The sequence below is a fragment of the Amylibacter marinus genome, from assembly GCF_030160015.1.
Taxonomy (GTDB): Bacteria; Pseudomonadota; Alphaproteobacteria; order Rhodobacterales; family Rhodobacteraceae; genus Amylibacter; species Amylibacter marinus.
On record NZ_BSNN01000001.1, the window covers coordinates 114,655 to 136,141 of the forward strand.

Genomic DNA, 21,487 nt, shown 5'->3' on the forward strand with positions numbered 1-21,487 from the left:
ATTTTTTAAAACTTACGCTGGGTTTTTCCTTTGCGCACGCGCGTTCCACCCTTTCCAGCGGTGGAACGCCCGCCTTTTTGTAGTGCACTTTCAATGGCATCATCCACAACAGATTGACGTGCCATAGGATTTTCCGCGATGGTCATTTCGACAGCTTCTAGGCGTTTGACCTCGTCGCGAATACGGGCGGCTTCTTCGAACTCTAGGTTTTCGGCCGCTGCAATCATATCCTTGCGCAGGGCCTCTAGGTGCGCTGCCAAATTTGCACCGACCAAGGGTTTTTTATCGATTTGTGCGGTCACGCGAGATTGATCCGTATCTCCGCCAAACATACCCTTCAGAACGTCTTCTACATTCTTTTTTACTGTTGCAGGCGTTATCCCGTGTTTCTCATTATGCGCGATTTGTTTTTCACGTCTGCGATTGGTTTCCCCCAGTGCACGTTCCATCGATCCCGTGATGCGATCTGCATACATAATCACGCGCCCCTCGGCATTTCGTGCAGCGCGTCCGATTGTTTGTACCAAAGAGGTCTCGCTGCGCAAGAAACCTTCTTTATCTGCATCCAAAATTGCAACCAATCCGCATTCAGGGATGTCTAGGCCTTCGCGTAACAGGTTGATACCGATTAACACATCAAATGCGCCAAGCCGCAAATCGCGTAAAATTTCGATACGCTCGATTGTATCGATGTCGCTGTGCATATACCGAACGCGGATGCCTTGCTCATGTAGATATTCTGTTAGATCCTCTGCCATGCGTTTGGTTAACGTAGTTACCAGAACTCGATTGCCGGCCTCTGCGACGATGCGAATTTCTGCCAACAGATCGTCCACCTGTGTATCCACGGGTCGAATTTCAACTGGTGGATCTAATAACCCAGTTGGGCGAATGATTTGTTCGGCGAATACGCCACCCGATGCCTCAAGTTCCCATTTTTGTGGGGTAGCGGATACAAAAACTGATTGTGGGCGCATGGCATCCCACTCTTCGAATTTTAGTGGGCGATTGTCTGTACAAGACGGCAGGCGGAACCCATGCTCTGATAGGGTTCGTTTACGGCTGGCGTCTCCTTTGTACATACCCCCGATTTGAGGCACTGAGACATGGCTTTCGTCGGCAAAAACAATTGCGTTATCTGGGATGTATTCAAATAGGGTGGGGGGGGGCTCACCTGGGGCACGGCCGGTTAAATATCGAGAGTAGTTTTCAATCCCATTGCACACGCCTGTGGCCTCTAGCATTTCGATATCGAAATTACACCTTTGTTCTAGGCGTTGGGCCTCTAGTAGTTTTCCATCATCGCGGAATTGCTTTAGGCGTATCACCAGCTCGGATTTGATGTTTTTTATGGCCTGTTGCATGGTTGGACGCGGGGTTACGTAATGCGAATTCGCATAAATACGCACCTTTTCTAGGGTGTTGGTTTTTTCACCTGTAAGCGTGTCAAATTCAGTAATACTTTCCAATTCTTCACCGAAAAATGATAGACGCCAGCCGCGATCATCAAGGTGTGCAGGCCAAACCTCTAGGCTGTCGCCGCGCACTCGAAACGACCCCCGCACGAAGGCGGCATCATTGCGATTGTACTGTTGGGCAACCAAATCAGTCATGATCGTACGTTGATCATACTCTTGACCTGCGACCAGATCTTGGGTCATAGCGCCATAGGTTTCAACCGATCCGATCCCATAAATACAGGACACTGAGGCCACGATAATAACATCATCCCGTTCCAACAATGCACGGGTGGCCGAGTGGCGCATCCGATCGATTTGCTCGTTGATTTGGGACTCTTTCTCGATGAACGTATCCGAGCGCGGCACATAGGCCTCGGGCTGATAATAGTCATAAAAGCTTACGAAATATTCCACGGCGTTTTCAGGGAAGAAGCTTTTGAATTCGCCATACAGCTGGGCGGCCAACGTTTTGTTGGGTGCTAAAATAATTGCAGGACGCTGTGTGGCCTCGATAATTTTGGCAATGGTAAAGGTTTTGCCTGTGCCTGTCGCCCCTAGCAAGACCTGATTTTGATCGCCATCCTGTAGCCCCTCTACCAACTCAGCAATTGCCGTTGGCTGATCCCCCGCAGGTTGAAATTCCGTATGCAGAACCAGTTTTTTCCCACCCTCTAGCTTGGTTTTTTCAGGGAGCGGCGCGCTGGATGTAAGCATTGCTTGGCCTCGGTCATGCAAGTTAACGAGAAGTGGTCCGCATAGTTTAGGTCGTGGCGCGGATGATGCAAGGTAATTACGGCGGCGGTCCTCGGCTGTAATCATTTTGTTAACCAATAAACCATATGATGATTCTGCAAGCAGCAAATGGTTGTCAGTCGGGCCTGTGACCCACCCCCACCCTCGCTCCAACGGGCTCGGCTGATACCATACTGCTCTTGAAATTTGGACCGTTTCTCGCAATAATCTACATATCGGATTAACGGAGTTCCCAATGCTAGCACGTATTTATCAACCCGCACGCAATGCCATGCAGTCTGGCACCGGTAAATCGAAGGTCTGGGTTCTGGAATATGCCCCTGAATCTGCACGCTCGCTTGATCCTTTGATGGGCTGGACTGGATCTGACGACATGAATAGCCAGGTGAAACTGAGCTTTGATACCCAAGAAGAGGCAGTTACATTTGCCAAATCCAAGGGGCTGGCATATCGCGTTGATATACCCAAAACCCGTAAACATGTTCTGCGCGCAGGTGGATATGGTGAAAATTTTGCAACAGGTCGCCGCGAAACTTGGACGCATTGAGCCTTGTCAGCGGTGGCCTAGCGTTTTAAACCCCACTTAGCGACTCCATAGCTCAACTGGATAGAGCACCTGCCTTCTAAGCAGGGGGTTGAGGGTTCGAGTCCTTCTGGGGTCGCCAATTACTTTTCTTAGGTTTGCCGGTTGCGATCCAACCATTCGCCTAAATTCTGTAACTGCGATATGAATCCCTCGATCTGATCATCGTCAATTGCTGAAAATGCCTGAAAAAGATCCGGACCAATAGCAGCGTGAATTTCATCTAATAAATCCGATGCCGCCGGCAGGGCTTGCACTGTCTTTGATCTCTTATCTTGCATGCTTTCGCTTATCTCAACCAACCCCATGTTTTGGAATTTTGCCACCGCTTTGGTGACTGAGGGTTGGCCAAACTCTACGGCATTGGCGATGTCAGAAATGCGATTCCCGCCGTCTAACTTTTGGCGGGTGATGTGATGCAGTATGCTGAATTGGCCCAAGGTTAAACCATGTGGCTTGAGCAAAACTGCCATGCGATTGGTGTACAGCTGCGTAACAATCGCAAGCCATGTGGCGCCTTTGCCAACCAGCGGGCCTGTCAATTTTGCCATTTCGCATTTTCCCCTTGATTTGTATTCCGCAGAATATATCTGCATTCCAAGGAATGCAAATGGAGTTACTTATGTTTTCAAAAGTTTTAGATCGAATTTTCTCACTGCCTGTATGGGCGCATTTGGCAGGTCTGGTGGCCAGTATTGCGTGGTTTAAAACCGCAAAAACACACCTAGACAAAAGTTATACAGCATCCCAGCACCCTGTAGATTTCTTCACAGGGCAAACAACGTTTAATAGCGAAACAATCAAGGGCTATTATGCGGTCATGCAGGATGCAGGCACACTGGGGATTTATGTGCGAACGCAAATCCTTGACTATGCGTTCATCCTAGGCCTGCTGTTGATGGGTTTGTTTTTTGCAACAGGTATTGCCCGCGCTGCACGTGCAGGTAGTTGGGGTCGCAGTATTGGTCGCTGGGCGGCAACGTCAATCGCGCTAGGGGCGCTATGCGATGCGATTGAAAATGCATGGTCGTTTGTGATGCTTGCGAATCCTCATGATTTTGCCAGCTGGCTTGCACTGCCTTATTCTGGGTTTGCGGCGGCCAAATTTGCGCTGTTAACTTTGGGGATGGCTTTGCTGTGCGTTACTATTGCCAGCGTCGTTCTGGGGCGCATAATGGGGCGCGAAGCGATCGGGTAATGTGATCGCATACTGCAGATGGTGTATTGGGGGCATAATGGATGAATTAATGCGGTTTACGGCACTGGCATTTGGCGAGTTAGAGGTGGTGCTGGTCGCGCTGATCATCGGTGTGTCACTTGGGCGCGCGGGTTACCCTTGGATGCTTGTTTGTTCAATTGTCGCATGTATTGGCCTAACGGCGGCGCGCTATAGCGTTTATGTAGAACTTGGCCAAGAACAGGGGCTTAGTGATCCAAAGGCAACGCTGTGGCGTGCGATAATAGGTTCTTGGATATCGGTTTTTATGATCAGCCACGCTGTGTGGCTGATCGTGAAGTCCTTACTACTTTGGTTTAATATCAGCCGCATGCATTGATGCGGGTCAATTAATCCTCTTCGGATAGGAAACGTTCGGCTTCTAATGCCGCCATACAGCCCATTCCGGCAGAGGTAACCGCTTGGCGATATTTGTGATCAGTTAGATCACCGGCTGCAAAAACACCCGGTATAGAGGTGGCGGTGCTGTCGGGTTTTGTCACCACATAGCCCCCCATATGGGTTTCGAGCTGTTGCGCAACCAATTCATTGGCTGGTGCATGGCCAATTGCCACAAACACACCCTTGCACGGAATATGCGTGATCTCGCCGGTTTTTGTATGCTTTACGTTTACACCCTCTACACCTAATGGGTTTTCAGTGCCTGTGACCTCGACCAACTCATGAAACCACAGTGGTTCGATCTTCTCGTTTTTTTCCAAACGATTGATCAAAATTTTCTCGGCGCGCAGTTCATCGCGGCGGTGAATTAACGTTACCTTGGATGCAAATTTGGTCAGAAACAGTGCCTCTTCGACAGCGGTGTTACCACCGCCAATGACCACGATCTCTTGGTTACGATAGAAAAACCCATCACATGTGGCACAGGCCGATACGCCAAATCCTTTGAACTTCTCTTCGGTTTCAAGGCCAAGCCATTTCGCACGCGCCCCCGTTGCCAAAATCACCGCATCGGCTGTGTAGGTGGTGCCGCTGTCGCCTTTGGCGGTATAGGGGCGTTTCGATAGATCTAAATCAGCAATGATATCACCGATAATTTCGGTGCCCATTGCCTTGGCGTGGGCTTCCATGTTGACCATCAAGTCAGGGCCTTGGATTTCTTTTTCACCGGGCCAATTTTCAACCTCGGTTGTGGTGGTCAATTGGCCACCTGGCTCGATACCCTGAACCAAAATAGGGTTCAGCATCGCGCGGCTAGCATAGACGCCAGCGGTGTAACCGGCCGGACCAGACCCAATAATCAACAAATTCGTGTGACGTGTTTCGGACATTATGTACCCTTTTGATAGACTTTGCAGGTCTTATAGACGCCTCAAGTTCATAGGTGAACCCGCGATAACCCTAGATCGCATAAGATTTACCAATTGGGGGGCTGTCTGAATTTCTTGATAATTATATATCAAGGCTGTGTAATATTATTGCGCAATCGAGCTAAAACCACTAGATTGTCCCCGAGCCAAACGGGATCACTATGCACAAGATTGACACCATTGATCTAAAAATTCTGGAATTGCTTCAGCAAGACGGCCGTATGACCAATGTCGACCTCGCAGCACAGGTCGGTATTTCGGCACCTCCCTGTCTGCGTCGTGTTCGTGCCCTAGAGGTTGCGGGCCTGTTGCAAGGTTATCACGCGGTGGTTAACGAGCGGGCATTGGGCTTTGAGGTAAAGGTTTTTGCCATGGTTGGCCTGCATTCGCAGGCCGAGGCCGATCTTCAGGCCTTTGAAGGGCTGTGTAATGATTGGCCCTATGTGCGGGAATGTCATATGCTAAATGGCGAAATTGATTTCGTTTTAAAATGCGTAGCACCTGATTTAAGCAGCTTTCAAACGTTTCTTACCGAAAATCTAACCAGCGCAGATAACGTGGCCAGCGTTAAAACCTCGCTGGTTATCCGCTGCGCCAAAGATGTGCCAGGTGTGCCAATTCAGGCCTTCGTTCCCTAAAGAGAAATCGCAGAAATCAGCCGCCCGTAATCAGGCTGATTAAGATGCGTTGCGCGGCGATAAGAATAGAACCGGTCTGGTTCTGCATAGGTGCAATGCCCCGTCCATGTGGCCAGTTTGATATCGCATTCTTGGAGCGATTTTAGGCAAAATCCAGGCAGGTCAAATTGATACTTCCCTGCTTTCCCATCGGTGAAAAACTGCGCATCACTTGGGGCTTGATCACAGAAACTCTCGTAAAAGTCCTGCCCAACCTCGTAGTTCCTTTGGCTGATACAGGGGCCAATTGTTGCGATGATATTGCCACGCGCTGCCCCCAATTTTACCATGGCGGCAACGGTGTTTTCCGAAATCCCCCCCATTGCCCCCTTCCAGCCGGAATGCGCCGCCCCAATCACACCGTTTTTCGCATCGGCAAACAAAATAGGCGCACAATCCGCCGTAAGTATCCCAAGCGCAAGGTTGGCCGTCTTGCTTACCATTGCATCTGCTTTTAGTTGTCCGTTCTGTGGGCCATCAACGGCTACAACTTCGGCCGAATGATACTGATACACATTAGACAACCGCGCCAAATCAACCTCCATCGCAGTGGCCACAAGCATGCGATTTTGATCCACCGCATCGCGTTGATCGCTAGAACCGCGCCCACAATTCAGGCCTTTAAATATCCCAGAACTCACGCCACCACGGCGGGTGAAAAACCCGTGGCGAAACTGGGATAGCGGGTCAGAGGTGATTATTTCCAATGTCATTCAGAAAATCCTGCGGGTTGTTTGCTGCCCCTGGGCGTGATTGCAAGGGCCTTGAACAGTTGCCCCATTTCTTCGGGATGGGTCAAGCGCCTGTGCGCACTTATATGCGCTTCTAGCTCTTGGGGGCGCATATTTTGCGCCAAACTTTGCGCTCGCTGGGTTATTCCTAGGCGTTCTAGCAACAGTCCCTGAGGCACCAATTCGCTTACCTGAGCCTTGCTTTGGGCGGCATCTGCAAGGGTGCGAAAATTCACATGTGCTGTTAAATCCGCGCGGCCAGGATCGGCTAGTGGAGAGATTTTTTTCTGACCCTTGATCGCCTGAAAGCTGTCGCCCATTTCCCCCCATGTGCCATAATCAATGATCAATGCGGCACCCGAAAGGGCTGCGATATGATCCGCAATTGCCGCGCATAATGCCGTCGCACTTGGGCTAATCTCTATCATACTGTCTCGTAGACGATCGGGGAACATGCCATCGGGGGCAAGACCGCCAAGGACAAAATGCAGGTGTTCGCCCTCGGCCCCGATCATCTGCTCCTGCCAGCCCTTATCCGTTTTGCGGAATTGGCGAACAGGCAAACAGTCAAAGAATTCATTCGCCACCAAATACAGCGGCAGGTCAGGCAACTCTGCGATGTTATCACCCCATGACACCTCGAAATCCGCAAGGCACTCTTTCTGGCGTTGCCGCAGCGTGGGGCTGGCCTCGATTAGATGGATGCGCATCGCATGGTGAAACTGCGGTACAGATTTTGTCGCGCGTAGGATGTCCTGCATCAAAGTACCGTTTCCTGGCCCGAGTTCTGCCAAACAAAACGGATCTGGTGCGCCCTGATCCAGCCATGTTTGCGCAAGGCACAGACCGATAACCTCGCCAAACATTTGGCTAATTTCAGGCGCGGTGATAAAATCGCCCTGGGCGCCGATAGGGTCGGTGTTTGTGTAATAGCCTTGGGTCGGATGCAGCAGGCATTGGGTCATATACTCAGCAACACTCATGGGGCCAAAACGGGAAATTTGGCGCAACAGTATCGCTAACATAGGGCTCATTTAGCGCCGCGCCCGCAGGATCAGTACAACGCCGACAATGATCATCGGTAGGGATAGTATCTGCCCCATAGTCAATCCCCAGTCACCCATTTGCAAAATATAGCCCATCGGGTTGTCTTGGGTGATGAACTGGCTGTCCGCTTGACGATACCCCTCAACGAGCAGACGCGCTAACCCGTATCCGGCAAAGAAAACTCCGATCAACTGGCCCGATTTTTGCAGAGCACCACGCCAGAAAATTAAAAAAACCATGACGAGAAACAGTAAAACACCTTCGAGGGCCGCCTCGTACAATTGTGAGGGATGGCGTAGACACAATGCGCCAACCGCTTGCCCACAGGTCTGGGCACTCTCACCTGGAAAGGCAACACCCCATGGCACATCAGTAGCGCGCCCCCAAAGCTCGGCATTAATAAAATTGGCAATGCGCCCCAAAAACAGCCCAAAGCAAGCCGAGCTGGCCACCAAATCACCGAGTTTCCATGGGTTAATCTGGTGTTTTCTACAAAAGAGATACGCCGAAACGACCACGCCTATAAACCCGCCATGGAACGACATGCCGCCCTCCCAAATTCGCAAGACTTTTAGCGGTTCATTGATAAACCCATCAAAATTGTAAAACAGAACATAGCCTAATCGCCCTCCCAGAATTGTGCCGAGGATCGCCCAAGTCATCAAATCCTCGACCTGTGGCTTCTGCATCGGAATGCCTGCATCCCCCCACAGATGTGGCCGGCGCAATAGAAATGCGATCCATTGCATGGCCAGAATGAACCCCAAAATATAGGCGATAGCATACCAGTGAATGGCAAGGTGCAATGGCCCGATATCAAATGAGATCAAAACAGGATCGATATTTGGGAAAGTCAGCAAAGGGTACAAAACAGGCATCCGTTTTTCGTTCAGTTTTGCGCGCCCATGGCCTAGACTGTCAACCCACCATTGGCAAAGCAGAAAAAAATCACCATATAGGGGATGTAACCCCGAGATCGGAGCAAAACCATGCAGACCAACAGTAAATTTTTTGATGATATGTCCAAGATGATGACCAATGCGATGGGCGTTGCGCAGGGTGCCAAGGACGAGGCCGAAACGGCCATGAAGAGCTGGATGGATCGCTGGTTGGCGGATCGGGATTTTGTTACGCGCGAAGAATTTGATGCGGTTAAGGCCATGGCCCAAAAGGCCCGTGAGGAAAATGCGGCATTGCTGGCACGCCTCGATGCCCTAGAAATCAAAAAGAAGCCTACGAAGAAGACCCCAAAGGCCTAGCTAGCTGATCCATGTGATCTTCTCTCGGAATTTTTCGTGACGATCGCCAAAGAGATCTTTGTGCAAGGCCAAAAATGCACGGGCCTGATCCGGTAGATCAAGGGGGCGCGTTAACCAAATCAGCCGCTCGAGGATTGCATAGCGCTCTGGCGCCATTTCCCACGCCTGTATCAGGGTATCAAAGGTCTCTTGGTATGCGTCTTGATTGCGGAAACAATTCGCCAACATGACCAAAAGATCAACCCGCTGATCAATCAGATCAGAGTGCTGTTGTAGCCAAGCCCACAGCCCATCCCAATCTTCACGGTTGTTCAACAATTGTGCCTTCGCGGTGACTTCGGCCAGATGCAGGGCCGCCGTGGTCTCGGGGGTGGTCTGGGGGAAATAGCTGTCAATCACCGAACGCATGATATGCACCACCAAATAAGGGGATACATGGCGGTAATCATCCCGTGCCCATGCCAGATTTGGATCGGACATGGTGACGGTTTCATAAGAGGGAAAATAATCAACACCAGCACTGGTTTGGGTAAATTGCTCTAGGGCGGCACGTTGAACAGATTTGGAATAGCTGTTCGCACTTAACACATCCATATCGCGAAAGGTATTCAGCAAAGGCACCGGCGATACCGTTGTCAGAATGCGTAGGGGCTTCACGCGGTGGCGAAGCAAGAGCGCATAGATATCCTGCAATGCCTCTAGTGTCTGGTCATAACTCTGGACATGAAAGCTAAACCGATCCGGGTAGCGCTTGATCAACTGGGCAGGGGGGGCAATGTTTAGATAATGACCCAGTTCTTTATCATACCATGTTTCTACATATCCAAGGGTTAGGATGATCACATCAGCATGGATGATCTGGGCGATTGATGCGGTGTAATGCGCGCGAAAGGCGCGAATTTCATCGAGGCTGTATTCCAGACGCCCCATCCCCAGTTGCAAATCAAAATACGCCCCATCCTCACCGCGATAAATCAAGGCTTCCCCAGGGTGTGTTTCAGGCTCTAACGCCCAAGTCAGCTCGTTCAGGATCGAGTGGATCGAATATTTGTTAAACAGGTTCCCTTGGTGGGTCATATGCGCACCAATCGGGCCAAAATCAAAATTTCGGCTCAGAACATCCATGCCCAATTCCGACAGCGTGTTTTCTATATTACGTGCAAAACAAGAGCCCAAGGCGAATATCGAGCTGGTCTCGTCGAACTGAAAGCTGGCCTTGGGGACGGGCTGTGCTTGGGGGTACAGGCGCGAACCGTCGCGATCGGGATGGGGATAGCGCTTTAGATCATTCTTGCGCATGATCTGATAGGCGTCTTTCGCGGATGTTACAGACAGGCTATGTGGTTTTTTGGTCATCCGGTTCCCTGTAAGGTGGCTTATGACCCCTGCTACCGCGAATTCAATCAGAAAGCAAAGTACCCGGCTGGTGGTATTGGCGCGCTAAATTGTGGGTAACTTAACATTTCTTGGGGATAGTTTGGTTTTTTTGCAAAAATACCTTTACAGATGCCCTATTTACGCACACCATATCTTGTAGAAGATGGCGTAAAGCCCACGATAAATGGTAAGAGTTCCTGAATATTGTATGGCACATGTTGTTACAGGGGCCATAAAAGAGCCAAAGGCAAGATTATGAACGAGCACAACCATAGGTTTGATCAGATCGATGATGATCCGCTGGATTTGGTCGAGAAAATGGCCAGACGCCGCGGTTGGGAGTATGCGCGCTCTGCAGAGGATCAGGTCACCCTGTTAGTAGAGGGCGCATGGCGTGGTTACAGCATTACCTTAGCATGGTCGAGTTATGACGAGACCCTGCGTTTGATCTGCACCTTTGACATGAACCCACCCGAAGCAAAGCTAGGTTCGTTGTACGAAACCCTAAACCTTGCCAATGATAGCTGTTGGACTGGTGGATTTTCCTTTTGGAAAGCACAGCGCCTAATGGCCTATCGCAATGCGCTGATCCTATCCGGTGGTTCTATTGTAACCGATGGGCAGGTTGACCAATTGCTGGATTCGGCCATTGCCTCTTGCGAGCGCTACTACCCTGCCTATCAATTAGCATGCTGGGGCAATGATAGCCCCGTTTCTGCGATGAATGTTGCAATGTCCAACGCCCTAGGGCGGGCTTGATATTCCCGCGCATTTAGGTGCAAATGCTCCCAAAGGGAGCCTGAAATGAATTTGGAAAAGATACAGAATAACGGCCTGGTTCTGCTGGGGTGCGGTAAAATGGGTTCAGCGATGCTGGCCGGTTGGCTCGAACATGGGGTTGCGCTGAATGCAGTGTATGTACTGGATCCTTATCCATCAGATTGGCTGAAAAATCTGGCTGCCAAGGGTCTGAACCTAAATACAGACCTGCCACAAGATCCTGCGGTTTGCATCATCGCTGTTAAGCCGCAAATGATGAGCGAAGCGCTCCCCAGCCTGATCCCTATGGTCGCAGGGGATTGCCTCTTTGTATCCATCGCTGCGGGAACCTCAATCGCGACCTATGGTGCGGTGCTGGGGGGGGATGCAAAAATTATCCGCGCGATGCCCAATACCCCGGCCGCAATTGGCATGGGCATGACGGCGCTGATTGGAAATGCCCTGATCAGTGCCGAGGACATGGAACTGGCCCGCGATTTACTGTCGGCTGTTGGGCAGACTGTGGTTTTAGAGGCCGAGGCGCAAATGGATGCCGTGACGGCTGTTTCGGGGTCTGGGCCTGCCTATGTGTTTCACATGATCGAGACCATGGCCCGTGCTGGCCAAGAACAGGGGCTGCCAGCGGATCTTGCGATGCAACTGGCCCTAGCCACCGTCGATGGCGCGGGCGCCTTGGCGGCGCAATCCACCGAAACCGCCAGCCAATTACGTGCTAACGTCACATCCCCGGGGGGGACGACCGCTGCGGCATTGGATGTTTTGATGGACGAGGCCACCGGGTTTCCCGCAATTGTGTCGCAGGCCATAGCCGCGGCTAGTGCTCGCAGCAAGGAACTGGGCAAATCATGACTAGCGCAACATTTGATGACTTCATGAAGCTAGACATCCGTGTCGGCATTATCACCCGTGCAGAACCTTTTCCCGAGGCCCGAAAACCCGCCTATCGCCTGTGGGTGGATTTTGGTGATCCCTTGGGCGAAAAAAAGTCATCGGCCCAAATTACCGCCCATTACCAACCAGAGGATTTGGTGGGCAAACAGGTGATGGCTGTGGTTAATTTCCCCCCGCGCCAGATCGGCCCAGTGATGTCTGAAGTCTTGGTTCTCGGGGTGCCAGATGATCAGGGCGAGGTGATTTTGATAACCCCCGACAGGGATGTACCTATAGGCGGGCGCCTGTTTTAGGGGCTACGTAAGCTCTGCGCGCAGGCTGGCTAGGCGCTCGGTGGTGATGGGATTCAGCGCGCCCATTGCCTCTATTTCTTCTAGAATGCTGAGGCTCCGTGCGGGTTGCCCGATCCGATAGAACAGATGCGATGCCACATTCAAGAACCGCTTGGTCTCGTGGCTATGGCCCAGAACAATATCCATATGCTTTGCCGCTAAATCGTGCCCCTCGGGATCCCAGCTGAGATGTTGTGCGGCTAGATAGTTTATCTCGGGATAGGGGGTGGCTTTGTGTAAATGTTGTCGCCATAGCGTATTAGAGCGATCCCGCTGTTTGTTCTGGGCATAATAATGCGCCAGAAGTGCCACATAACAAATCTGAGCCCCAGATTTTTCTACAGCAGTTTCCATGGCATTGATGGCCGCCTCCTGCTTGCCGTCCTGTTTGAACAGGGCGTCTGAATACCGTTTCCAGTAGATCGGCTGATCAGGATCTTTGCTCAGGGCCTTGTGGTGCAATTGTTCTGCACGGGCGAAATTCCCTCGTTCTAGATCATAGAGCCCTCGAATGCTCATAACCGCCGGGTTCGTGCTGCTTTTTTTGAAGTTCTGCAGCACCCGCGCCTCGCGCAGATTAATAAATTCGGGGCGCATAAATTTTTGTCCTACGCGCTTGCCCAACAAAAGTTTCCAGTCGCGCACAATTGGATCAACAGGGAAGGCAATGCCCTTCATCTTACCTGTTGGGGTTCGAATATTTGCAGGGCGCGACAGGTTGCGATCTATTGGATAGAAATTCTGATCGTTCAATTCGCCGCGATTGATCAGCTCAATCACCGGCGCCTCTACCTGACGCGATTTGGGGTGCAACCAAAATGATTTGGCCACCAAATCCGCCGCACGGGTGCTATCGCCTCTTTGGTCATAGGCCAATGCGGTATTCAGCTGTACCGCGGCCATGGTCAAATCTGTTACGTTTTTCTGGGCGCGGGCCTCTTCTAATAGCGCGACGGCCTGTTCAAATTGGGCGTTTGCCAAATGATGTGCCGAGAGCATCTGATATGCATAGGCGCGATCCATGCCGCGATCTAGATAGGATCGAATGATATCTGCGCCGCGCTGGCCAGCATTTTTTTGCGATAAATGAGCATAGGCAAAGGGAAAGTTCTGTCCGATATCTGCATCGCTAAAGAAATTTTCAGGAGTGCTTTCCAGTCGATCCACCAGCGTATCCAGCGCGGTATTGCGTAATTCAGGAGCCAATTCTTTGGAAATGTCCAAAACGCCGGTATTGCCGATCACCGCCGCAGTTTCTGAAAACCCACTACCAGAGGGGCCGTATATCGGCTGGCATAAGGACATGGCGAAGAGGCTTAGGAAATCATACTGGCACCAAGACAGCTGATCGCGATCAACGATATCGTCAATTTCCATCGCAAGATCTGAAACAGATTGCAATTTTGCCACTTCTCGCGGTTCATCGGTAAAGATCAATATTTTGCCGCCGCCCCGTTCTGTATGATCGGCCAGATGGGCCTCGTAAAATTCTCTTGGAAAATACTTGGTGGGCCATAGCTTGTTAGAGGCCACGGTCTGCGCATTGGTGATGTCGCCGCGGCGAATATGATAGGCGGTCGGGCTTTGGGGGCCCAATGCGTCTAGAATACTGTTGATGCTTTGGGTGATGGTTTCGTGCCAATCGATTTCGCGAAACACCTGCGCAATACGTGTCGCTACATGAGCGGGTTGTTCCCATGGCATCACATACCGCGAGCGGCTGGTGTTATCGATGATCACCCCAGCGTGCTGATCCATGAAATCCGCCAGCTGATTTTGGCTCTTTTCCTGCAACAATGTCTCGAAACTGGCAAATTGATGCGATTGTATCTTAAACGTGTCGTGGTCGATGAAGTGCCTTGCAATGAAGTCTTGGCTAAAAATTTCCTCTGGGTTGCGCACCTCTGGGCGTGATTGATCGGTGATTGGCCAAAAAATTTTACACTGAAATTGATAATCTTGGGCCATGCGCATAGCATTGATAATCATCATGATTCGCGCCCCCAATCCATCGTTGCGGCTGGCTAGAAAAACACCATTTGAGCAGGCTGGGGGATTTGTCGTTTGATCGGCCATCTAGTGTGTTTGCGGCAAAATGGTAAAGAATGAAAGACTAAAGGTCGATTTGACAAGATATATCAATTATTGATACCTTAGGTATCGATAATGGTCAATTTATGTCAAAATAGACGCTTCTCGACAAAATACTGTCGGAAATCGTAGCCCCAGTTATCGGGGATCTGTCTATGGTTTCCGTGAGGGAAATCTTGCCATACGATTGCCGTGAATCGAAATTGTATTTCGATATTTCACGGTAACAAAGAATATGTACCCAATAGGAGCCAAATGTTCTCAGAGCCCAAAGTTGAGACTTCGCCAACTGTATCCGATGAAGTGCGTAAAACGACCTGCTATATGTGCGCTTGTCGCTGCGGTATTAATGTTCATATGAAATCAGGCAAGGTTGCCTATATCGAGGGCAATCGCGATCACCCCGTTAACAAGGGGGTTCTCTGTGCCAAGGGATCATCGGGCATCATGCAGGTAAATGCGCCTTCACGCTTGAAATCCCCGCTAAAAAGGGTGGGCCCGCGCGGTTCTGGTGCATTCGAAGAAATTAGCTGGGAAGAAGCCTTGGAAATCGCTGGGGCGCGTCTGGGCGATATTCGTAGAAAGAATCCCGAGAAGCTGGCGTTTTTCACAGGGCGTGATCAATCCCAATCTTTTACCAGCCTCTGGGCGCAAAGCTTCGGCACACCCAATTATGCCGCACATGGGGGGTTCTGCTCGGTTAATATGGCCGCGGCTGGCATCTATACTATGGGTGGGGCCTTCTGGGAATTTGGGCAACCAGATTGGGATCACACCAAAATGTTCATGTTGTTTGGTGTGGCAGAGGATCACGACAGTAACCCAATTAAAATGGGGCTGGGCAAATTGAAAAAACGCGGCGCCAAGGTGGTGGGGGTTAACCCCATTCGCACGGGTTATAATGCCGTGGCTGACGAATGGGTGGGGATCACGCCTGGAACGGATGGATTGTTCATTACAGCGCTTATTCACGAGCTGATGAAGGCTGGCAAAATTGATCTGCACTATTTGGCGCAGTATACTAATGCGCCGGTTCTGTTAAATTCTGACGCCAATAGCCCAGAGTTTGGGCTATTTCTGCGCGATAGCGATCAAAAGCCCTTGGTGATAGATCGCAACAGCGGCAAATTGGTGGCCTTTGATACAAAGGGCATTCGCCCAGATCTAAACGGGCAGCATAAGATTGGGGGAACCACCCATACAACCGTATTCCACAAAATGGCAGAAACCTATCTGGCCCCGGAACACGATGCCGAGAATGTAGCAGAGCGTTGCGGCGTTCCGGTTAAAACCATCCGCAGATTGGCCGCGGAACTAGCCCATGTGGCCTTCGAGCAAGAGATCAGCCTGCCAATTAAGTGGACAGATTTCCGGGGCGAGCAACACGAAACAATGACGGGACGGCCGGTATCATTCCACGCAATGCGCGGAATATCGGCCCATGCCAATGGGTTCCAAACTTGCCGCGCGCTTCATATCCTGCAAATTATCCTTGGAACCGTAGAGGTACCCGGCGGGTTTCGGTTTAAACCCCCTTATCCAAAATCCGCAGAAATCCACCCCAAGCCGCATTGCGGTGTCACACCAGATGCGCCCTTGGATGGGCCGCACCTTGGGTTTGTGCACGGCCCCGAAGATCTGGCGCTGAAACCAGATGGCACGCCTGCGCGCATAGATAAGGCCTTTACCTGGGAAAACCCCATGTCCAGTCACGGCTTGATGCATATGGTGATCTCAAATGCCCATGCGGGCGATCCCTATAAAATCGATACGCTGTTTCTGTATATGGCCAATATGGCATGGAATTCTTCGATGAATTCCAAGGGTGTGATGGAGATGCTAACGGACAAGGATGAAAATGGCGACTATGTCATCCCCAATATCATTTATTCTGATGCTTATGCATCTGAAATGGTCGCCTATGCGGATTTGGTTTTACCGGATACCACCTACCTAGAACGTCACGATTGCATTTCCCTGTTGGATCGCCCGATATGCGAGGCCGATGCGGCGGCGGATGCGATCCGCTGGCCTGTGATAGAACCTGATCGCGATGTGCGCGGATTCCAATCTGTGTTGTGCGATTTAGGCGCGCGCTTGGGCCTGCCGAATTTCACCAACGAAGACGGCAGCGCAAAGTATAAGGATTATGCAGATTATATCGTGAATCACCAGCGCAAGCCGGGCATTGGCCCCTTGGCAGGGTTTCGCGGAGATGGGCAAGAGCGCGGTCGCGGTGGTGTAAACCCTGAACAACTAGATAGGTACATCGAAAATGGCGGCTTTTTTGTAGAGCATATCGAAAAAGAGGCCAGTTATTACAAACCCTGGAATATGGCATACCAAGACTGGGCCGTGGGCATGGGATTGTTTGATGCTCCATCGCCTTACCTGTTTCAGCTATATGTTGAACCCATGCGAAAATTCCAATTGGCCGCCGAGGGTCACGGCGAACGCCAGCCCCCTGAGCATCTGCGCGAGAGGATCAAAGACAAGCTGGCCCCATTGCCCGTGTGGCAGGCTTCTGTGGATGAGAGCTTTCCAATTCATGCGCTGACCCAAAGGCCCATGGCTATGTACCATTCGTGGGGGTCTCAGAATGCATGGTTGCGCCAGATTCACGGCGTTAATCCGCTGTATGTGCCAACCCGAATTTGGGAGGCGCATAGGTTCCAAGAGGGTGATTGGGCGCGTGTAACATCACCGCACGGCGAAATTACGGTGCCCGTGGCGCATCAGGCGGCATTGAATAACAATACCGTCTGGACATGGAATGCCATTGGCAAACGCAAGGGCACATGGGGTCTGGATGAGAAAGCGCCAGAGGCAACAAAGGGTTTCCTACTTAATCATCTGATCCACGAGCTAATGCCCCCCAAAGGGGATGGTTTGCGCTGGGCGAATTCCGATCCGGTAACGGGACAGGCGGCGTGGTTTGACCTAAGGGTTGCAATAGAAAAAACCTCCGCGCCAGAGGTATCAAAGCCAAACTTCGACACGATCAAATCTCCCATAGAGCCAGCAGCCAAGGATTTGGCCTGGAAGGTTGGCTCATGACTGATTTGACAAAACTGAGCGCGCGAATGGGTAGATTTGGATATTTTAAAGATTTGGAAGTGGGGCCGTTTTGACAAGCTTAGGAACAGAATCCAAAGTCCAGCTGGGGCTTGTGATTGATTTAGATACCTGTGTTGGGTGTCATGCCTGTGTTATCGCCTGTAAGGGCTGGAATACGGAAAATTATGGCACAGCGCTGTCTGATATGGATGCGTATGGCGAAAAACCAAGTGGGACATTCTTGAACCGTGTGCACAGCTATGAGGTTCAGCCGGATACGGGTGCCGCGCAGACAGTACATTTCCCGAAGTCTTGCCTGCATTGCACCGATGCGCCTTGTGTGACCGTGTGCCCGACGGGGGCCAGCTATAAGAGGGCAGAGGATGGCATTGTTCTGGTGAACGAGGATGCCTGTATGGGCTGTGGGCTATGTGCTTGGGCCTGTCCATACGGCGCGCGAGAGTTGGATAAGGCCGCAGGAGTGATGAAAAAATGCACGCTTTGCGTGGATCGGATTTACAACGAAAACCTGCCGGAAGAAGACCGCGAACCTGCCTGTGTGCGTACCTGCCCTGCAGGGGCGCGTCATTTTGGCGATTTGGCGGATGAAGACAGTGCCGTTAGCAAGCTGGTGTCAGAACGGGGTGGTATGGATTTGATGCCAGAGTTGGGCACGCGCCCGGTGAACAAGTACCTTCCGCCTCGGCCCAAAGATACCGGCGAAGAAATCGACATATTGGCGCCATTGTTGGCCCCTGTGGCCACCGAGGCGAGCGGTTTTCTCGGGTGGCTTGATCGTACATTGGAGAAAATTTAATGCATCCGGCTCCTTCTGTAATATTGTTTACGGCCCTGTCTGGCCTTGGGTTTGGCATGTTGGCCTCTTTGGGGTTGGGGAATCCTGATGTGACGGGTCTGTCGGCCTTTATCTTTTTTGCGCTGGCCTTTGCGCTGACGATTGGGGGGCTGCTGGCCTCGGTATTCCATTTGGGAAATCCAAAGAATGCGATTAAGGCCTTTTCTCAGTGGCGCAGCAGCTGGCTTAGCCGCGAGGGCATTTTATCTGTACTTGCGCTGTCTATCATGGGGATTTACGCGATTGGCGCCATTTTCCTTGGGGTTCGGTGGCATGTGCTGGGGGCGACTGGTGCAATTTTATCTGTGGCTACCGTTTTCACCACGTCCATGATTTATACACAGCTAAAATCTATTCCGCGCTGGAACCATTGGAATACACCGGTGTTGTTCTTGTCTTTGACGATTGCTGGTGGCGCGTTGATGACGGGGCAGGTTAGATGTGCGATTGCGGCTCTGATTATTGCTGGGGTAATCCAAATTGTTACGTGGTACATGGGGGATAGGCGTTTTGCCGCCCGCGCCAGCACCATTGGCACCGCCACTGGGCTAGGTGATATCGGACAGGTGCGCATGTTCGAACCTCCGCATACGGGAACGAACTATCTCTTAAGTGAAATGGTCTATGTTGTGGGGCGTAAGCATGGCCAGAAGCTGCGGGTGATTGCATTGGGGCTGATGGTTGTCCTGCCCGTAATCCTGTTGTGCCTGTCACAGGATCATTTCACAGGTGCGATCGCGGTGATTTCTCATTTGATCGGTGTCTTTGTCTCTCGTTGGTTGTTCTTTGCACAGGCAGAGCATGTGGTGGGGCTTTACTACGGTCAGCGCTAGACCAGCCCCATTTCCCCTGCGATATTGGCCAACGATGCTGAGTTGCCGCCACCGGTTTTATCACGAATAGAGCTGCGGTGGCTTTCAATTGTGCGCACGGACAGGGACAGCTGTTCGGCGATCTCCTTGTTGGAATAGCCCTGTGCTATGCGTAGCAACACGTCCGCCTCGCGTTTGGTCAGATTGAAGTCGACGCCGTTCTTTTCATCAATGGATCGCAACGGCGGGCACAAATAACGACCGCCGCCTGCGACCTGTGTAATGGCATTAATCATCTTGGATTTGCAGACGTCCTTTAACACGAACCCCTTGGCGCCGATGCGTATGGATTCCTTGACGTATTGCGGGTCATTGTAAACCGACAGAATAATCACTTTGGCATCGGGATCATGGGCCATGACCTCTTTGGTGGCTTCCAGACCGTTTTTGTTCGGCATAGATATATCCGTTAGCAAAATATCGGGGTTCAGCTCTTTATACAGATCAACGGCCTGTTGCCCATCAGCGGCTTCCCCAACAATGTCAAAGCGTTCCAGATCAGCAAGGCGCGCCTTGATGCCCTCGCGCAATAGATCATGGTCGTCTGCAATAATAAGTCGAATTGGCATGGGTTATTCTTCCTGAGTATTTTGGGATATTGGCATAAGAACATCAATGGTGACGCCGGCATCAATACGCGATGTAATTTTAATTTTTCCGCCAAAACTGTCAATGCGCTCTTGCATGTTGCGCAGACCTAATCCTTGGGTTCTGGCCCGCGGTCGTGCCTGTGTCAAACCCTTGCCATCATCTTCGATCACCAATCGTACAAAGCGGCGGTTGGTGCTAAGATCAATACTGGCAGAATGCGCAACAGCATGTTTCGCGATATTGGTTAGCGCCTCTTGGGCTATGCGATAGAGCGCGGTTTTGGCGCGATCAGACAACAAATCACCAACGGGCATTGTGGTGACCGCGGTGGGTATACTCATATTTGCCTCGAACTCTTTGCCCAATCCTCGTATGGCGGCGGCAAGGCCGATGTCGTCTAATACGGTGGGTCTTAGGCCTAGGCTGATGCGGCGCACCTCTTTTATTGCGGTATCAATGGTGTCCATAGCCGATGTGGTGGTTGCCTCGATCTTCTTGTCCGAAGACCCGCCCAATACGGCCTCTAGCCCATATCGAGCGCTAACCAACAATTGGGATAACCCATCATGTAGTTCTTGGCTCAACCGCTTGCTCAGGCTTTCTTGCACATCCACAAGACGTGCGTTTAGGCGGCGCAACTGTGCATCGGCCATGCGCTGTTGGGTGAATTGAAACACCCACATGGTTAGCGTGGTTGCGCTGAGCGCTGCTAGGGCAAGAAAGGCAATAGTTGTGCGCGAACGGTTAAAGCTGTTTTGCATAACCCCGCGCTGAACATCTATTTGTTGATCAATATCATCCAAATATATTCCAGTGCCGATGATCCAATCCCAGCGCTCGAAATATTTGGCATGCGTTAGCTTTGGCAGGTATTCCTTGGTAGAGGGTTTCTGCCATGTATAGGTATAAAAATCTTGCCCTGTTTTGGCCGCCTCGATCAATTCCTTGATCACGGGGCGCCCATTGATGTTTTCAAGCCCGATCCAGTTTTTGCCCTGCATAAATGACAGACGGGGATCAACGATGGTTGTACCAGTGCTGTCATAGACATAAAAATATTGATCCTCACTGGCGGACATACCGCGTAGGATTGCCTTGGCCTCTGCTTGGGCGATGCGGCGGGTTTTTAGAAACGAGTTATAGGCGGGTGCTATGGCATTTTCTGCCAAGGATAGATAATTGCGCAACTCCTCCTTTCTACTGGCAAGAATCATGTTCTCTAGGGTCTCGCTTTGGCGTGCGGATAGACGTTCGGATTGCAGATCCAGCACCCATAGCGTGGCAAACGATATGGCCAGTATCGGGATCAGGGTCAGCAACAACAGTTTGGTACGGTATAACATCTCACCCCATCGGTTTCGGGCCCAGCATCACCTATTTTGGCCCGAATATCGAAAGAAATAATCAGGAAATCAGTAAAAAACAAAGAAAAAATTCATTTTAAACGGGCCGATAGGCAGGGTGCGTGAAAACTGCGTAGTACTACGGATGCAACCCTAGGTTCTTTAACGTTTAATTCGCAAACACACGGTTCATAAGAATCGCAAGCAGATGCAAATGTGTAGGCTTGGTATAATTACTCT

Annotated in this window: 21 protein-coding genes and 1 tRNA gene; 12 read left to right on the forward strand and 10 right to left on the reverse strand. The window is 51.1% G+C overall.

Annotation, left to right across the window (positions count from 1 at the left end; genetic code table 11):
- Positions 1-5: 5 nt before the first annotated feature.
- The gene (gene uvrB / locus QQL62_RS00575) at positions 6-2,174 is read right to left on the reverse strand and encodes an excinuclease ABC subunit UvrB (protein WP_284375117.1); all 2,169 of its coding nucleotides are present in this window, start codon (positions 2,172-2,174) and stop codon (positions 6-8) included.
- A 274-nt stretch (positions 2,175-2,448) separates the two neighbouring features.
- On the opposite strand from uvrB, the gene QQL62_RS00580 reads away from it, so the two are divergent.
- Positions 2,449-2,760 carry an ETC complex I subunit gene (locus tag QQL62_RS00580; RefSeq protein WP_284375119.1) on the forward strand — a complete coding sequence of 104 codons (312 nt, stop codon included), beginning with the start codon at positions 2,449-2,451 and terminating at the stop codon, positions 2,758-2,760.
- A gap of 41 nt (positions 2,761-2,801) precedes the next feature.
- A tRNA-Arg gene (locus QQL62_RS00585) sits at positions 2,802-2,878 on the forward strand.
- A 10-nt stretch (positions 2,879-2,888) separates the two neighbouring features.
- Here QQL62_RS00585 and QQL62_RS00590 read toward each other — a convergent pair.
- Complete coding sequence (locus tag QQL62_RS00590) at positions 2,889-3,347, reverse strand: MarR family winged helix-turn-helix transcriptional regulator (protein WP_284375121.1); 459 nt, start codon at positions 3,345-3,347, stop codon at positions 2,889-2,891.
- A gap of 71 nt (positions 3,348-3,418) precedes the next feature.
- Between QQL62_RS00590 and QQL62_RS00595 the strand changes: the two genes are divergently transcribed.
- Together QQL62_RS00595 and QQL62_RS00600 are read left to right on the forward strand one after the other, a co-directional pair.
- Positions 3,419-3,994: a hypothetical protein gene (locus QQL62_RS00595; RefSeq protein ID WP_284375123.1), complete on the forward strand. Its 576-nt coding sequence runs from the start codon at positions 3,419-3,421 to the stop codon at positions 3,992-3,994.
- A 37-nt stretch (positions 3,995-4,031) separates the two neighbouring features.
- Positions 4,032-4,352 carry a hypothetical protein gene (locus QQL62_RS00600; RefSeq protein ID WP_284375125.1) on the forward strand — a complete coding sequence of 107 codons (321 nt, stop codon included), beginning with the start codon at positions 4,032-4,034 and terminating at the stop codon, positions 4,350-4,352.
- A 10-nt stretch (positions 4,353-4,362) separates the two neighbouring features.
- On the opposite strand, the gene trxB is transcribed toward QQL62_RS00600, so the two are convergent.
- Positions 4,363-5,304 carry a thioredoxin-disulfide reductase gene (gene trxB, locus QQL62_RS00605; RefSeq protein ID WP_284375127.1) on the reverse strand — a complete coding sequence of 314 codons (942 nt, stop codon included), beginning with the start codon at positions 5,302-5,304 and terminating at the stop codon, positions 4,363-4,365.
- A 200-nt stretch (positions 5,305-5,504) separates the two neighbouring features.
- Here trxB and QQL62_RS00610 point away from each other — a divergent pair, with 200 nt between their 5' ends.
- A complete protein-coding gene (locus QQL62_RS00610; RefSeq protein WP_431355734.1) occupies positions 5,505-5,981 on the forward strand; it encodes an Lrp/AsnC family transcriptional regulator in 477 nt (158 codons plus the stop codon).
- Here QQL62_RS00610 and pgeF read toward each other — a convergent pair.
- The 3 genes from pgeF to lgt are packed head-to-tail and all read right to left on the reverse strand — an operon-like array spanning position 5,978 to position 8,676.
- A complete protein-coding gene (pgeF, locus tag QQL62_RS00615) occupies positions 5,978-6,733 on the reverse strand; it encodes a peptidoglycan editing factor PgeF (RefSeq protein WP_284375129.1) in 756 nt (251 codons plus the stop codon). The genes QQL62_RS00610 and pgeF overlap by 4 nt on opposite strands.
- Positions 6,730-7,785, reverse strand: a complete 1,056-nt coding sequence (locus QQL62_RS00620) for a class I SAM-dependent methyltransferase (RefSeq protein ID WP_284375132.1) — start codon at positions 7,783-7,785, stop codon at positions 6,730-6,732. Before QQL62_RS00620 ends, pgeF begins: the two co-directional genes overlap by 4 nt.
- A complete protein-coding gene (gene lgt / locus QQL62_RS00625; protein WP_284375134.1) occupies positions 7,786-8,676 on the reverse strand; it encodes a prolipoprotein diacylglyceryl transferase in 891 nt (296 codons plus the stop codon).
- A gap of 111 nt (positions 8,677-8,787) precedes the next feature.
- On the opposite strand from lgt, the gene QQL62_RS00630 reads away from it, so the two are divergent.
- On the forward strand, positions 8,788-9,057 hold the full coding sequence (locus tag QQL62_RS00630; RefSeq protein ID WP_284375136.1) for an accessory factor UbiK family protein: 270 nt from the start codon (positions 8,788-8,790) through the stop codon (positions 9,055-9,057).
- On the opposite strand, the gene QQL62_RS00635 is transcribed toward QQL62_RS00630, so the two are convergent.
- The gene (locus tag QQL62_RS00635; RefSeq protein ID WP_284375138.1) at positions 9,058-10,413 is read right to left on the reverse strand and encodes a GSCFA domain-containing protein; all 1,356 of its coding nucleotides are present in this window, start codon (positions 10,411-10,413) and stop codon (positions 9,058-9,060) included. It abuts the gene before it with no gap.
- Positions 10,414-10,689: 276 nt separating this feature from the next.
- Between QQL62_RS00635 and QQL62_RS00640 the strand changes: the two genes are divergently transcribed.
- Genes QQL62_RS00640 through QQL62_RS00650 form a run of 3 tightly spaced genes read left to right on the forward strand, consistent with a single transcriptional unit; the run spans position 10,690 to position 12,398 of the window.
- A complete protein-coding gene (locus QQL62_RS00640; RefSeq protein ID WP_284375140.1) occupies positions 10,690-11,193 on the forward strand; it encodes a type III secretion system chaperone family protein in 504 nt (167 codons plus the stop codon).
- A gap of 45 nt (positions 11,194-11,238) precedes the next feature.
- Positions 11,239-12,063 (forward strand): pyrroline-5-carboxylate reductase, encoded by an 825-nt coding sequence (gene proC / locus QQL62_RS00645; protein WP_284375142.1) that lies wholly within the window; start codon positions 11,239-11,241, stop codon positions 12,061-12,063.
- Entirely contained in the window at positions 12,060-12,398 is a 339-nt protein-coding gene (locus QQL62_RS00650; RefSeq protein ID WP_284375145.1) for a tRNA-binding protein, read from the forward strand. The genes proC and QQL62_RS00650 overlap by 4 nt, the downstream gene beginning before the upstream one ends.
- A gap of 3 nt (positions 12,399-12,401) precedes the next feature.
- On the opposite strand, the gene QQL62_RS00655 is transcribed toward QQL62_RS00650, so the two are convergent.
- Positions 12,402-14,429, reverse strand: coding sequence for a tetratricopeptide repeat protein (locus tag QQL62_RS00655; RefSeq protein WP_284375147.1), 2,028 nt, complete (start codon positions 14,427-14,429; stop codon positions 12,402-12,404).
- 354 nt (positions 14,430-14,783) lie between these two features.
- Here QQL62_RS00655 and QQL62_RS00660 point away from each other — a divergent pair, with 354 nt between their 5' ends.
- The 3 genes from QQL62_RS00660 (at position 14,784) to QQL62_RS00670 (ending at position 19,274) form a co-directional block, all read left to right on the forward strand.
- The gene (locus QQL62_RS00660) at positions 14,784-17,585 is read left to right on the forward strand and encodes a molybdopterin oxidoreductase family protein (RefSeq protein WP_284375149.1); all 2,802 of its coding nucleotides are present in this window, start codon (positions 14,784-14,786) and stop codon (positions 17,583-17,585) included.
- A 70-nt stretch (positions 17,586-17,655) separates the two neighbouring features.
- Complete coding sequence (locus QQL62_RS00665) at positions 17,656-18,402, forward strand: 4Fe-4S dicluster domain-containing protein (protein WP_284375151.1); 747 nt, start codon at positions 17,656-17,658, stop codon at positions 18,400-18,402.
- Entirely contained in the window at positions 18,402-19,274 is an 873-nt protein-coding gene (locus QQL62_RS00670; protein WP_284375154.1) for a dimethyl sulfoxide reductase anchor subunit family protein, read from the forward strand. The genes QQL62_RS00665 and QQL62_RS00670 overlap by 1 nt, the downstream gene beginning before the upstream one ends.
- Here the strand turns inward: QQL62_RS00670 and QQL62_RS00675 are convergent.
- A complete protein-coding gene (locus tag QQL62_RS00675; RefSeq protein ID WP_284375156.1) occupies positions 19,271-19,882 on the reverse strand; it encodes a response regulator transcription factor in 612 nt (203 codons plus the stop codon). The two genes, QQL62_RS00670 and QQL62_RS00675, sit on opposite strands and share 4 nt — an antisense overlap.
- 3 nt (positions 19,883-19,885) lie before the next feature.
- Positions 19,886-21,247, reverse strand: a complete 1,362-nt coding sequence (locus tag QQL62_RS00680; protein ID WP_284375158.1) for a cache domain-containing protein — start codon at positions 21,245-21,247, stop codon at positions 19,886-19,888.
- Positions 21,248-21,487: the final 240 nt, after the last annotated feature.